This is a genomic window from Bradyrhizobium sp. C-145 (genome assembly GCF_023375135.1).
In the GTDB taxonomy this organism is placed as follows: Bacteria; Pseudomonadota; Alphaproteobacteria; order Rhizobiales; family Xanthobacteraceae; genus Bradyrhizobium; species Bradyrhizobium zhanjiangense.
Map to the genome: position 1 here is coordinate 7,237,015 of NZ_CP088150.1, position 13,349 is coordinate 7,250,363.

A 13,349-nucleotide genomic window follows, 5' to 3' on the forward strand; every position below is an offset into this window, starting at 1 on the left:
TATGGCCGACGTTGCAGCGTTGCAGGCGCAACTCGACACGCTGAAGAGCGCCTACCGTTCCGGCACGCGCTCGCTGGAGTACGACGGCCGTTCGATCACCTACACCAGCGGCGAGGAGATGCGCGCGGCCATCGCCTCGCTCCAGAACGAGATAGCGCAAATTACGGGCACGACGACGCCGACCGTTGCCGTCGTGCGCTCCATGAAAGGTTATTGAGCTTCGGCACAGGGCAAATGCGGGCGAAGCGGCCAGCCCAACAACGGAAAGCCAACCTCCCCGCTGTGTCGGTTCCTTTGGGGGGTCAAGGTCGGCGAGGCCGCAGCTATCGAATAGGTTACTGAACGAACATGAAAGGGTCGTCCCTGCCCATTGGTTACATCCTCGGCGTGCTCAGTCGCGAGCAAGCCGCCGAGTATGTCTGCGTCAGTCCAAGCCTGTTCGATGAGATGGTATCCGTTGGGCGCATGCCCAAGGCGGTCGTCTTATCGGAGCGGCGCTTCGGCTGGATACAGCGGGAGCTTGATGTAGCCATTGCGGCACTTCCGAGAAAAGACCACATTGAAGCTGTCGCGCCTGTCGCAATGAGCGACAAGGACCAGCATGCACTGGAGCGATTTGATGCAGTCCGCAAAGCCGCCAAGGCGCAAAAACCTTTTGCCCAACATTGACGCCGTTGTTGACCGGCGCAATGGGCAGGAAACCGTCCGGTACTATTACCGCGTCGGCAAAGGCCCGCGCACACCACTGATCGGTGTGCCATACACTGACGAATTCATGTTATCGTACAAGGCGGCCGCGGAAGGGCGCACCGGCATCGCTATGCCTTTGCTGACGCGCCGCTCCACCGAAGTGCGCACGATCTCGACGCTGATCGCGCACTACAAAGCGAACAACACACAGTTCAAAGCCAATCGCGACGGTACTACCAAGAAGGGGTACAGCTCACGGCTCAATGCCATTGATCGCGACTATGGCGATTGCCCGCTGATCGGCTTTACCCGCGAGCGCATCATCGACTTTCTTGATGACTTCGATGACCGCCCCGGTTCAGGTCTCGACACCCACAAGAAGTTCAAAATTCTGATCAAGCACGCCATCGACATCAAGTGGATGACGGGCGACCCGATGGTCGGGCTGAAGCGGCCCAAGGGCGGCTCGATCCGGTCATGGACCGAGGACGAAGTCGAGCAGTTCAAAGAGCGGTGGCCGCTCGGCACGCGCCAGCGTCTTGCGTTTTGCCTGACCGAGTATCTGGGGCAGCGGCGCAGCGACACCCATCGCATGGCTTGGAGCGACATCAACCCGCGTACCGGACGCATCAAGGTGGTGCAGCAGAAGACTGAGGCCAAGCTGGAAATTCCGATCCACGAGGACCTGCTGTATGTGCTCGACGACGCCCACGCGCGGCGCGGCACGGTGGTGGGGCTGAATGATCCAATCATCAAAACGGAAGCCGGGATCGGCTTCACAGTGGCAGGGTTCTCGGATTGGCTTCGTGACGCGATCACGGCAGCGGGCCTGCCGCTTGACTGCAAGCCGCACGGACTTCGTCACTTGGCAGGGGTGCGCATGGCGGAAGCCGGATGTACCGACGAGGAAATGATGGCGGTGCTCGGGCATCGCTCGGCCACGAGCTTGCGCATTTACACGCAAGGAGCCAAGCAGCGGCAACTTGCCGAGAACGCGATCACCAAGCTCGAACAGAACCGGCACAAGCCTTCCCCAACACGCGGCTTCAAATTTGGGGAGTTGGCGAAAAGGGAGGTGAAAACAGGGGGCTAGAAAAAGGCTGGCGCTCCCTAGGGGAATCGAACCCCTGTTTCAGCCTTGAGAGGGCCGCGTCCTAACCGCTAGACGAAGGGAGCGTGAGGGGTACGACATAGCCGCGAATTTTGCCGGCGGCAAGGTGAGATTGGGGGTTCGACGGTCCTCTCTTGGCCGTCGTCCTGGCGAAAGCCAGGACCCATTACCCCAAATGGTCGTGTTTGAATGAAATCGTGGCCACGATCTCATTCAGGCAACTGGATTCGGTGGTTATGGGTCGTGGCTTTCGCCAGGACGGCGATGGAGGCTGGCATGCGGGCCAGCCCTCACGGTTCATTGGCAAATTTCAGCTTTCCGGCCGGCTTCAAGGTGTGGGCATCGAAGGTGCGGATCTCGATCACGCCGCCCACGTCCAGCGTGACCACGACGCGGTCGCCGGCCACGCCAGTTGCGACGATCTTGGCGCCCTTCGGCAGGGTGGCGGTGACGTCGCTGGCCACCTCAACCGCCCTTCCCTCCGACTTGAAAAGGCGGTAGCCCACCGCGATCAGGACGGCGCAGATTGCCAGCGCCGTGGTCAACCCCGCGATCAGCATCATCCGCCGCACCCGCGCGAACAGCGCGGCCTGCTCGGGGGTCGGTTCGGGAATAGCGGTATCAGACGTCGTCATGGACAATTTTGGCTCTGCGCAAAGGTTGGAGGTCGTGGTCGCCGGCGACGAGGGCTCGGCCCGGCTCGACCGCGTGCTGGCGGCGCACCTCACCGACCTGTCGCGATCGAGGCTGAAAGCCCTGATTTTGGCGGGCGCAGTGAGTTTGAAGGCTTCCGCGGTCCGCGACCCCGCTTATCACGTCGCATCCGGCGATACGATCACAATCGACGTGCCCGAGGCGGCGCCGGCGGAACCGAAGGGCGAGGATATCGCCCTCGACATCGTGTTCGAGGACGACGACATCATCGTCATCAACAAGCCGAAGGGCCTGGTCGTGCACCCCGCGGCCGGCCACGAGACCGGCACGCTGGTGAATGCGTTGATCGCCCATTGCGGCGCTTCGCTCTCCGGCATCGGCGGGGTACGCCGACCCGGCATCGTGCACCGGCTCGACAAGGACACCACAGGGCTGATGGTGGTGGCCAAGAACGACCTCGCCCATGCCTCGCTGTCAGCGCAATTCGCCGACCACGGCCGCACCGGTGAGATGCGGCGCGGCTACATGGCCTTTGCCTGGGGCGTACCGAACCGACATCGCGGCACGGTGGACGCGCCGATCGACCGCCATCCGCATGCGCGCGAGAAGATGGCGGTGCGCCAGGGCGGCCGCGAGGCGGTGACGCATTGGGAAATCCTGGAGAGTTTTGATGGGCGCGACGGCAAGGGCGTCGCCGCCCTGCTCGCCTGCGAGCTCGAGACCGGGCGCACCCACCAGATCCGCGTCCACCTCGCCCATATCGGCCATCCCCTGCTGGGCGACGCCGTCTACGGCCCGCATTTCAAGACCAAGGCGAACCAGCTCGGGCCTCAGTCGCAGGCCGCTTTGGCGGCGTTGGGGCGGCAGGCCTTACATGCATACCTGCTGGTATTGCAGCACCCAAGGACGGGAGAACTTCTGCACTGGGAGGCGCCCCTGTCGGAGGATTTGCTTCTCCTCGAAAGCTGCCTGAAAGCGGCGCTATGACGCAGCCATTTTAAGAAAAGCGTTACATTACAAAATGTTATAGCTGCCACACGGGGACGTGACGTCAGCAATCCTTCCCTTTTTGACCCCCGATGGGGTATATTGCGCCTGCGTTGGAAATGACCAACGCGGAACATCGCAGCCCGGCCGGCTTTGACACAGCGGTCGTCTGCCTGGCCCGCCGCTATCGGGGGCCTGAACCTTTTGGAGGGCGCACTATGGCCCGTACCGCTACTTTGCCGGTCCTCAATGGAGAATCCGGCCTTTCCCGTTACCTCGCCGAGATTCGCAAGTTTCCGATGCTGGAACCCCAGCAGGAATACATGCTCGCCAAGCGTTGGCGCGAGCATGACGATCGCGACGCGGCGCACCAACTCGTCACCAGCCACCTCCGCCTCGTGGCCAAGATCGCCATGGGCTATCGCGGCTACGGCCTGCCGATCTCCGAGGTCGTCTCGGAAGGCAATGTCGGCCTGATGCAGGCCGTGAAGCGATTCGAACCCGAGAAGGGGTTCCGTCTCGCCACCTATGCGATGTGGTGGATCAAGGCGTCGATTCAAGAGTACATTCTGCGTTCCTGGTCGCTCGTGAAGATGGGCACCACCGCGAACCAGAAGAAGCTGTTCTTCAACCTGCGCAAGGCGAAGAGCAAGATCAACGCGCTGGACGAGGGCGATCTCCGCCCCGACCAGGTCGCGACCATTGCCAAGCGGCTGGGCGTGACCGACCAGGACGTGATCGACATGAACCGCCGCCTCGGCGGCGACGCCTCGCTCAACGCGCCGATCCGCGACGACGGCGAAGCCGGCGAATGGCAGGACTGGCTGGTCGACAATACGCCGAACCAGGAAGCCCTGATGGCGGAGCACGAGGAGTATGATCACCGCCGTGACGCGCTGAACGGCGCCATGGGCGTGCTCAACCCGCGCGAACGTCGCATCTTCGAGGCCCGCCGCCTCGCCGATGAGCCGATGACGCTGGAAGACCTTGCCGCCGAGTTTGGCGTGTCGCGCGAGCGCGTCCGCCAGATCGAGGTCCGCGCCTTCGAGAAGGTGCAGTCCGCGGTCAAGGGCACGATCGCAAGGCAGGAACAAGCCGCGCTGGAAGCCGCGCATTAAGCGGCGTTACGGCGCCAGAGAGATTGGCGGATCGAAGAGAGACAAAAGCCGGCGGCAACGCCGGCTTTTTTGTTTGGGGTGGAGATTGAGCGTCACTACATTCGTTGTCATGCCCCGCGACCCGGCTACGCCAAGGCTTCGCCGGGGTGAAGGTCCAGGGGCGCCGAAGCTTCAGCGAAGGCGGCAGGCGGGGCATCCAGTACGCCGCAGCGAGCGTAGCGACAGCGAGATATCCAACCTACGAGGCTGTGACTCTTTTCCGTATCGAGCGTCAGGCGGATATGATTCTCTAAGCAGATTGATTTGCTGGAGAGAATGATGGCTGACGACGGACTTTTTGGCGAATTGCCGGAACAGTCGGCGCCATGCACCGAAGTGGTGCCGCGGGGGGCACCTCGGCTGCGCGAGCCTGTGCGCGATCAGGTCGAATTGCGAGCGGTCGATATCGATAGCCTGATCGGGCAGGATCATCCGGTGCGGGTGATCTGGGCTTATGTCGAAGGGCTCGACTTGAGCGAGCTGGAAGATCGCGTCAAGGCGCGGGAGAACAGGCCGGGTTATCCGGCGCCATCGCCACGGTTGCTGCTGGCGCTTTGGCTGTACGCCACGAGCGATGGCGTTGGCAGCGCGCGGGCGCTGGACCGGCTCTGCGACAGTCACGACGTCTACCGCTGGCTCTGCGGCGGCGTGTCTTTGAACCATCATACGCTATCGGACTTCCGGGTCGGCTGTGCCGACTTGCTTGACCGTTTGCTGGTCGAACATCTGGTGGCCCTGAACGAGGCAGGGTTGGTTGATCTGGAGAAGCTGACCCAGGACGGGGTGCGGATACGGGCGAGTGCGGGAACCGGATCGTTCCGGCGGGAGGCGACGCTGGATCGGCAGATGGCACAGGCCGGGGCCGTGGTGGAAGAGCTCAAGCGCGAGGTCGATGCGGATCCGGAAGCCAGCAATCGGCGGATCCGGGCCGCTAAGGAGCGCGCGGCGCGGGAACGCAGCGAGCGGGTGCAGGCCGCGCAAGCGGCGCTGGCTGAGATCAAGCGCAAGCGAAAACAGCTCGATGACAAGGGCGGCAACGGCAAAAAGCCAAAAGAGCCACGGGCCTCTACCACCGACCCGCAGGCACGGGTGATGAAGATGGCGGATGCCGGCTTCCGTCCGGCCTACAATGTGCAGGTGGCTAGCGCGGCCGGCGAACTGATCGTGGTCGCGATCGATGTCGACAACAGCGGCTCAGATCGCGGCTTGATGCGACCGATGCTGGAGCGAACGCGCGCTCGGCTGAAGCGCTTGCCACGCCGCTACCTCGCCGATGGCGGGTTTTGCAGTGGCGAGGACATCGAATGGGCGCATGGCGAAGGTATCGAGGTTTACTGTCCTCCTCCCAAATCCAGGAGCGGTGTCGATCCCTTTTTACCCCGGAGCAACGACGGTCCTGGCGTAGCGGCCTGGCGTGCTCGCATGGCCAGCGAAGCCGGCAAGGCACAGTACCAAGCCCGCACAATCTGCGAATGCATCCATGCCCGATGGCGGAACTGGGACCTCAGGCAATTAACCGTGCGCGGTATCGCGAAGGTCCGTGCCGTTGTGCTCTGGTACGCCCTCACCAACAACATCCTGCAGGGACACCGTCTCGTAAAGGCATAGACCGCGGCAGCATACCGACGGCCTGACGCCGCCGGCTTCGACCTCAAGGGACGCTAACGCCCCTTGAGGTCCATGCCGAAACAAACGAATTGGCTCACAGGCTCTACGCCTCTGGGATACTGGATCGCCCGGTTGAACCGGGCGATGACAGCGGTGGTTGTGGCTGCGATGTAGAACTGACTCGTCTTGAACCCGCGTTGCCGGTCAGCAGACCCAAAACTGTCGGACCGACAGCATCGATTGGACGGACACCGTGTCGATCATCCTGCAATCCACCGTCGGCGGCTTCGAAGCCCAGTTCATGCGCAAGCTGCCGCTGGTCGAGCAGGCGATGCGCGAGCACGGGCTCGAGCCGTCGGAGTTCGTGATCTCGAAGGATTATGCGGGCACAGCGACGATCCCGCTCATGGGTCCGTTCTTCTATAGCTACAGCGTGTTCTTCGGCGAGGAGCAATTCACCGTCACCGAGCCGAACGACATGGTGTTTCTGGATTATTTCTTCAAGCGCGTGCTGGCCGTGGACGAACCGCCGGAACTGCCGCGGCGGCCGGGCTTGATCCGGCGGTTTTTCGGCTGGATGTCGCAGGCGGTTTAGCTGGCTCCCGTCATTCCGGGGCGCGTCACTTGGCGCGAGCCCGGAATCCATGAGGCCGCAGAGTTGGTGGATGAATGGATTCCGGGCTCGCGCTGCGCGCGCCCGGAATGACAGGCAACCCTACCCCCCCCAAACCCGCGCCAGCGTGGCGAGCCAGCAGCCTTCGCAATAGCGGGCATCCTTGTAGTCGATCCAGTTGTGCGCATAGACGTGGCTAGTCGGGATGCCGTAGCGCGCGCGCAGCACCTTGACGAGGATCTTCCAGGCCGCGACCTGCGCCTCGGTCGGGCCGGCCGCGACGTCGGGATAATTGCCGGCGAACTCGACGCCGATCGAATTGTCGCGCACGACCTGGCGATAGGTCGGCCTGTTATCGATGTATTTGTTGTCGTTGCGGTTGGCGCCGTCGCCATGGGTCGGCACCAAATTCTCCGCCACCGCCCAATAGACCGTGCCGTCGGTCTCGACCCACACCGTGACGCCGCGACGGGTCGGGTTCTTCGCCTGCGCCAGCGCGCCGCCGCGCGCCGACCCCGCCGGCCCTTCGGTCTGATGCACGATGATGTTGCGCCAGGGGGTTGCGCTGCCGACGTCGCCCCATGGCGTCAGCCACACGATCTTCAGGCCGGGAATGTCGGGCGTACCGGAGGCGCGCGCGAGTTTGGCCAGTTCGGCGTCCTCAGCGGTGGCGGGGGCTGTCAAAAACAGAGCGGCGAGAACGGCCGCGAACAGGCGAGACATCATGATGCGGATCCAATGCGGACCCTGATGTAGCACGCCTCTACGCGAAGTTGCGCACAGGCTCGCCGGGACCGAGCGGCTCGGGCGAGAGCGGCGGCGCCGGATCGTAGACGGCAAAATCGTTCTTGCCGTTCTTCTTGGCGGCATAGAGGGCGTGGTCGGCATGCGCGATCAGTCGGTCCGGGAATTGACCGATGCCGCGGTCCCACTGCGCGACGCCAATCGAGATCGCGATCGGGATGTCGCCGCCGGTGCAGGTCGCGGCGTCCTGACGGCAGACCTCGAGCACGCGGCGGGCGATCGCGGCGGCCTCACACAGCGATGACGACGGCAGCACGATGCAGAACTCGTCGCCGCCGGTGCGGGCGAGCATGTCGCCGGGCCGCAACCGCGTTTGCGCCATCAAGGTGAAGTGCCGCAGGCAGGCGTCGCCAGCGGCATGGCCATGGGTGTCGTTGATGGTCTTGAAGCCGTCGAGATCGATCACCAGCAGCGAGAACGGCGCGCCGCCGCGCTCCGAGCGGGCGCATTCCTCGGTCAGGCGCTGCAGCAGATGCCGCCGGTTGGCGACGCCGGTGAGATCGTCGAGCAGCGCGAGGTCGGCAACCTCGTTGCGCAAGCTGTCCATCGCCATCAGCAGGAAGCCGAAATTCAGCGTCATCGATAGGAATAGCAGCCCCAGCACGATCACGGCATGGGGCTGACCACCGGCGCGCGCCGACAGATCATGGCCGAGCAGATTGCCCACCGTGCGCACGAGCAGGATCGCGATGATGGTGAGGATGACGATGCCGGATAGCCGCGCGCCCGGACTGACGCGCCCCTCCGGCGACAGCAACAGACGCAGCGCCAGCACCAGCGGCAGGGCCTGGCCGAGCGTGTAGCTGAGCATGCGCAGCTGCATGTGCTCGAAGCCGACCATGAAGACCACGACGCCGGCGAGGCTCAAGCCTCCCGTTGCAGTCATGAGGCGCCAGGAGACCGGCCGATCATAGAAGCGCTGAATGCCCATGGCGGCAAGGCAGCTCGCGGCAATGACGCCGCCAGCGCCGAGCAGAAGCGGCAGGGGAGAGGCAACGAACAGACGGATCAGGGCCGTCATCGCTCCGGCCGCGCCGACGAAGGACGAGGCCATCCAGAACCGCGCAGCCGCGAATTTCGGATAGGAGCGCGTCACGTAGGCCCAGATCACGCCGAGCGCCAGGAAGTTGACGACGAAGACCATCCACAATGTCGGTACGTTCAGCATGGCGCGTGCGGCACACGCGGCGTCGCGCCCCCCGTCCCTGGCAGCCGTCCGTCCATCACCCATCCCCGTTTTCTTGCGGGGGACAATGCGGCGGTTGCGCTTAACGGAGTCTCACTGCGATCCCCGAAAACGCGCCTTTGGTTTTGGATTCATGAACGGCGCGCGGCTGTTGTCGGATCGTTAAGCCTGTCGCCGGCGATGCCGCGCTGGCGCGGCGATGCGGATTCGCGCACCAAAATCACCTGAAAATGCATCTGAGCTGTGGATAACACGATGACACGGATGTGACGGCGCGGGGCAGAGACCTGCGAATCTGCTGAGCTTGCCGTCGAGGATGTTGCGAGGCTGGCCCTCCGCCGAGCATCCCTCGTGTCGCGTTCCACCATTAACCCCTAAGAGGATACTATGGCTAAGAAAGCGAAGAAGGCGGCGAAGAAGAAGGCGAAGAAGGCCAAGAAGGCGAAGAAGAAGTAACGCGGCTTCTTTTTCTTTGCCCGGGTGGAGCCTCGCTCCGCCCGGGCGTCGGGAAGTCGAGCGTGTTTGAAGGTGGCGGGCGCAAGGCTCGCTTTTTTATTGGCTGAGTTTACTCCCTCTCCCCGTTCTTACGGGGAGAGGGTTGGGGTGAGAGGCCTCTGTCCCCGCATGAGATTGTCGATGGACCTGTACCCCCTCACCGACATCCCATCTGCGATGGGATGCGCCTGATCTTCCCCCGAAAAAGTGGAGGGGTTTAAGCGGCTTTTAGCTCCATCTCGATCGGGGCGATATATCCGATCGCGGAATGGAGCCGGGTGCGGTTGTAGAAGCCCTCGATGAAGGCGAAGATATCGCGCTGGGCCTCGGCGCGGGTCTGGTAGTCGCGATGGTGAACGAGCTCGGTCTTCAGGGTATGGAAGAAGCTCTCCATCGGGGCATTGTCGTAGCAATCGGCCTTGCGGCTCATCGATGCAACGATGCCGGCGCCCGTGAGAGCGTCGCGATAGGCGTGTGAGGCATACTGCACGCCGCGATCGGAGTGGTGGATCAATCCGGCCTGCGGCCGTTGCTGCTGGATGGCCATCGTCAACGCCGCGGATGCGAGTTCGACTTGCATGTGATCCCGCATGGCCCAGCCGACGATCTTTCGACTGAAGAGATCCATGACGGCCGCCAGATACAGCCAGCCCTCCGCGGTCGGGATGTAGGTGATATCGGCGAGCCAAACGCGGTTCGGGGCTTCCGCTGTGAAGTCGCGCGCGATCAGGTTCGGGGCGATCGGCAGGTCGTGACGGCTGTCGGTGGTGCGCACCCGGCGCGGCGGCGCCGTGATGGCGCGGATACCGTGCCGGCGCATCATCCGCTCGATCCGGCCGCGGCTGGCGCCACGGCCCTGCGTCCGCAGCACGGCATGGACGCGGGGACTGCCGTAGCGTCCGCTGCTGTCGTGATGGGCCTGCCGGATCGCAGCCAGCAGCGTGGCATTGGATTTGGTCCGCTGACTCGCCGGGCGATCGCGCCAGGCGTAATAGCCGGCCGGCGAGACCTCGAGCACGGCGCACATCAATCGTACCGGATAGGCGTCGCGATGGTCCTCGATGAAGCGGAAGCTCATGTCCGGGTTCCGGCAAAGATCGCGATCGACTTTTTTAAAATGTCGCGCTCCATGCGCAGCCGTTCGTTCTCCTGGCGCAACCGGGCGATCTCCGAAGCCTGGTCCGCCGACATCGGCGTCGCCTGCGTGGTGGGGCGCCACGCCGCCGATGCCGGCTGCTGCCCGGCCTTATCCACCCAGCGCCGCAGCACCGAGTCGCGCAGCCCGAGTTCCTTGCCTACCGACGTGATCGAGCGACCGCTCGACACCACCAGCTCAACGGCCTGGCGCTTGTACTCTTCGGTAAATGACCGACGTTGACGTTCCATTCGACACCTCCGGGCTCAATGAGCCTACTACAGGTGTCCACTCATTCGGAGGAGGTTCACGACCTCTCCCCGCAAGCGGGGAGAGGTGAAGGAAGCAAGCGGGAAAACTGAAGGAAAGCCTACCTCTCCGCAAACGCCAGCTTGGCGCCGAGTGCGGCAAAGCCGGCGGCAAAGCTGCGGCGCAGCCAGGCCATGACGGTGGGACGGGAGATGACGCGCTCGCGCACCGAGGCGGCGCAGAGGCCATAGACGACAAACACGGCAAAGGTCATCGCCATGAAAGCGCCGCTCAATTCCAGCATCCGCGCCAGCACATGGGCCTCATCCAGCGCGATGAACTGCGGCAGGAAGGCGAGGAAGAAGATCGACAGTTTGGGATTGAGGATGTTGATCAGGAAGCCGGTGACAATGACGCGGCCGCTCGACCGCTCCGCGATCTTGCCTTCGACCGCGAGCGCGCCTCGCTCGCGCAGCGCCTGCCAGGACATGTAGAGCAGATAGGCGACGCCGCACCATTTCAGCGCGGCGAAGGCGAGCGCGCTGGTGTGGAGCACCGCGGCAAGGCCGAGCATCGCCGCGATCATGTGCGGCACGATGCCCAGCGTGCAGCCGAAGGCCGCCGCGACGCTGGCGCGTGAGCCGCGGGTGAGCGCCGCGGCGAGCGTATAGAGCACGCCGGTGCCGGGCGAAGCGACGACGATGAGCGAGGTGAGCAGGAAGGACCAGGTCATTGGGCCGACCTTACCAGCTCGCGGCGAGAAAGCGAGCCTGCGGAATAGTCGTCAGGACATCTGCGCGATCTCGGCCTCGCGCAGCACGTCGAGCGGTGCCCAGGGTTTTGCCCAGAATTTTGCGCCGGCAGGCAAGGGCTGCTTCAAGGGACGGCCGGAGGTGACGACAACGTCGAGCTTGGGATTGCGCTCCTTGGCGACATGCGCGAGCTCGACCCCGCTCATGCTTCCGGCGAGCTGGACGTCGGTCAGCATCAGGCAAAGCGCGCCCGCGTCCTTGTCGAGGACGCGTTCGGCGTCCTCGGCGCTCTCGCACTGGATGACCTGGTAGCCGCTCTCTTCGAGCAGAAGACTCAGCATCTCCCGCTGCATGACGTCGTCTTCAACGATCAGCGCTGTTGCACGAAATGGTTGTGCCTGTCCCATCAGCGGCTCCAATATTTACTCACGTAACACATGTTAAAGGTCCAACTCGGCCATTGTTCAGTTCCATTCTGAAAAAATGTAAATCATGGTTCCCGCTCTAAGGGCTTGGCGGGGAACCTCATGACTGGGATTCGCAGGCCGGCCATCATGAGAGCGGCAAGCGGCATCGGCCGTACGTTGGCCATTGAGCTTGCGCAGCGCGGCTGTGACCTCCGTTGCTGCGGAGGCTGGAGAAGATGGCGAAAGGCAAGTAGTCGCTTGGTACGACAGCGGCACGACATCCTCCGCCGTCGTCCTGGCGAAGGCCAGGACCCATAGCCACCGAATCCCATTTGACGAAGACTGGCAGTTGCTCAGCCAATGCAAGTGAATGCCAGTCGTCGCCAAACTCCTCCCTGGGGTAATGGGTCCTGGCTTTCGCCAGGACGACGATGGGGGAAGAGATCGCGCGCGACTCTCAACCGTCATTGCGAGGAGCTCTTGCGACGAAGCAATCCAGGCTGCCTCCGCGGCAAGATTCTGCATTGCTTCCGCTTCGCCAAAGGCTTCGGCGGACAAGTCGCTTCGCTCGCAATGACGACCGCGGCTATCGCCCCTCACTGCCCCATCAAACGATCCGCAAAATATCCGATGGTCTTCCTATAGACCACCGCCCTATTCCACTCGCGCATCGCCTCGAAATTGGCGGTGCCTTCGCCGTAGGGCTGGCCCATCTTGAAGCCGCTGGTGTGGAGCAGGTTCGCGGTCGAGGCGAGCACGTCGGCGACGCTGTGGCGGAGGTCGACATGGCCGTCGCCGTCGAAATCGACGCCGTATTTGATGTAGGACGACGGCAGGAACTGGGTCTGGCCGATCTCGCCGGCATAGGCGCCGATGAGGTCGCGCAGCGGCAGGTCGCCGCGCTGCACGATCTTGAGCGCGGCGAGCAGCTCGCCCTGAAACAGATCGGTGCGGCGGCAGTCATGCGCGAGCGTCGCCAGCGTCTTGATCACCGGCAGCTTGCCGGTGTCGCCCTTGCCGAAATCGCTCTCCAGTCCCCAGATCGCCACCAGGATATAGCGCGGCACGCCGAACTGCTGCTCGATGCGCGAGAGCAGTGCGGCATGACGCTGGAGCAGCGCCCGCCCGCCGTTGATGCGGCCGGGGCCGACGCGGGTCGAGACGTACTGCTCAAAACTCTTATTGAAGGTGTGGCGCTGGCGGCGGTCGAAGGCGAGCACGGCGCCATCGGGGGTCACACCGCTGAGCGCCGCATTGGTCACGCTTGCCGAGACGCCGGCTCCTTGCGCTTCTGACGCCATGGTTGCGACAAAGCTGTTGAAGTCGCCGCCGCAGCGCGCGGCCTGCGCCGACCCGGCCAGACAAACGACGAAAGCGGCGGCGAGAAGCAGTCTCAGCATGTGGAGCAATCCCCCAAAAATCCTGACGTGAAGCGGCGCGGATCATGCCCGGGAAAGCGGGAACCGTCAAAGCGGCGCGCTTGATCCGCACCAACGTGTCT

14 protein-coding genes and 1 tRNA gene are annotated in these 13,349 nt (G+C 63.7%); 7 read left to right on the top strand and 8 right to left on the bottom strand.

Annotated features, from left to right (window positions below; all coding sequences use genetic code 11):
• The first annotated feature begins 1 nt into the window (after position 1).
• The 3 genes from LRP30_RS33980 (at position 2) to LRP30_RS33990 (ending at position 1,783) form a co-directional block, all read left to right on the top strand.
• The gene (locus tag LRP30_RS33980; RefSeq protein ID WP_249757650.1) at positions 2-217 is read left to right on the top strand and encodes a hypothetical protein; all 216 of its coding nucleotides are present in this window, start codon (positions 2-4) and stop codon (positions 215-217) included.
• 131 nt (positions 218-348) lie between these two features.
• Positions 349-669, top strand: coding sequence for a hypothetical protein (locus LRP30_RS33985; protein WP_249757651.1), 321 nt, complete (start codon positions 349-351; stop codon positions 667-669).
• A complete protein-coding gene (locus tag LRP30_RS33990) occupies positions 620-1,783 on the top strand; it encodes a tyrosine-type recombinase/integrase (protein ID WP_249757652.1) in 1,164 nt (387 codons plus the stop codon). The genes LRP30_RS33985 and LRP30_RS33990 overlap by 50 nt, the downstream gene beginning before the upstream one ends.
• A gap of 8 nt (positions 1,784-1,791) precedes the next feature.
• Here the strand turns inward: LRP30_RS33990 and LRP30_RS33995 are convergent.
• A tRNA-Glu gene (locus LRP30_RS33995) sits at positions 1,792-1,866 on the bottom strand.
• Between the two features lie 225 nt (positions 1,867-2,091).
• A complete protein-coding gene (locus tag LRP30_RS34000; RefSeq protein WP_091896954.1) occupies positions 2,092-2,436 on the bottom strand; it encodes a hypothetical protein in 345 nt (114 codons plus the stop codon).
• Between LRP30_RS34000 and LRP30_RS34005 the strand changes: the two genes are divergently transcribed.
• From LRP30_RS34005 to LRP30_RS34020, 4 genes are all read left to right on the top strand, one after another.
• Positions 2,435-3,442, top strand: coding sequence for an RluA family pseudouridine synthase (locus LRP30_RS34005; RefSeq protein WP_249757653.1), 1,008 nt, complete (start codon positions 2,435-2,437; stop codon positions 3,440-3,442). The two genes, LRP30_RS34000 and LRP30_RS34005, sit on opposite strands and share 2 nt — an antisense overlap.
• A gap of 218 nt (positions 3,443-3,660) precedes the next feature.
• Positions 3,661-4,560, top strand: a complete 900-nt coding sequence (rpoH, locus tag LRP30_RS34010) for an RNA polymerase sigma factor RpoH (protein WP_091896948.1) — start codon at positions 3,661-3,663, stop codon at positions 4,558-4,560.
• 315 nt (positions 4,561-4,875) lie between these two features.
• Positions 4,876-6,207: an IS1182 family transposase gene (locus tag LRP30_RS34015; protein ID WP_091895192.1), complete on the top strand. Its 1,332-nt coding sequence runs from the start codon at positions 4,876-4,878 to the stop codon at positions 6,205-6,207.
• A gap of 253 nt (positions 6,208-6,460) precedes the next feature.
• Positions 6,461-6,802, top strand: coding sequence for a hypothetical protein (locus LRP30_RS34020; RefSeq protein ID WP_249757654.1), 342 nt, complete (start codon positions 6,461-6,463; stop codon positions 6,800-6,802).
• Positions 6,803-6,922: 120 nt separating this feature from the next.
• Here LRP30_RS34020 and LRP30_RS34025 read toward each other — a convergent pair whose 3' ends face one another.
• From LRP30_RS34025 to LRP30_RS34055, 6 genes are all read right to left on the bottom strand, one after another.
• Positions 6,923-7,549, bottom strand: coding sequence for a peptidoglycan recognition family protein (locus LRP30_RS34025; protein ID WP_249761896.1), 627 nt, complete (start codon positions 7,547-7,549; stop codon positions 6,923-6,925).
• Between the two features lie 34 nt (positions 7,550-7,583).
• Positions 7,584-8,792 carry a GGDEF domain-containing protein gene (locus LRP30_RS34030; protein WP_249761897.1) on the bottom strand — a complete coding sequence of 403 codons (1,209 nt, stop codon included), beginning with the start codon at positions 8,790-8,792 and terminating at the stop codon, positions 7,584-7,586.
• A gap of 730 nt (positions 8,793-9,522) precedes the next feature.
• A protein-coding gene (locus LRP30_RS34035; protein WP_249757655.1) for an IS3 family transposase occupies positions 9,523-10,691 on the bottom strand; the annotation gives its coding sequence in 2 pieces (ribosomal slippage) (positions 9,523-10,403 and positions 10,403-10,691; 1,170 coding nt in all).
• A 119-nt stretch (positions 10,692-10,810) separates the two neighbouring features.
• The gene (locus LRP30_RS34040; protein WP_249757656.1) at positions 10,811-11,422 is read right to left on the bottom strand and encodes a LysE family translocator; all 612 of its coding nucleotides are present in this window, start codon (positions 11,420-11,422) and stop codon (positions 10,811-10,813) included.
• 51 nt (positions 11,423-11,473) lie between these two features.
• Positions 11,474-11,848, bottom strand: coding sequence for a response regulator (locus LRP30_RS34045; protein WP_128941588.1), 375 nt, complete (start codon positions 11,846-11,848; stop codon positions 11,474-11,476).
• 596 nt (positions 11,849-12,444) lie between these two features.
• The gene (locus LRP30_RS34055) at positions 12,445-13,248 is read right to left on the bottom strand and encodes a lytic murein transglycosylase (protein WP_249757657.1); all 804 of its coding nucleotides are present in this window, start codon (positions 13,246-13,248) and stop codon (positions 12,445-12,447) included.
• Between the last annotated feature and the right edge of the window lie 101 nt (positions 13,249-13,349).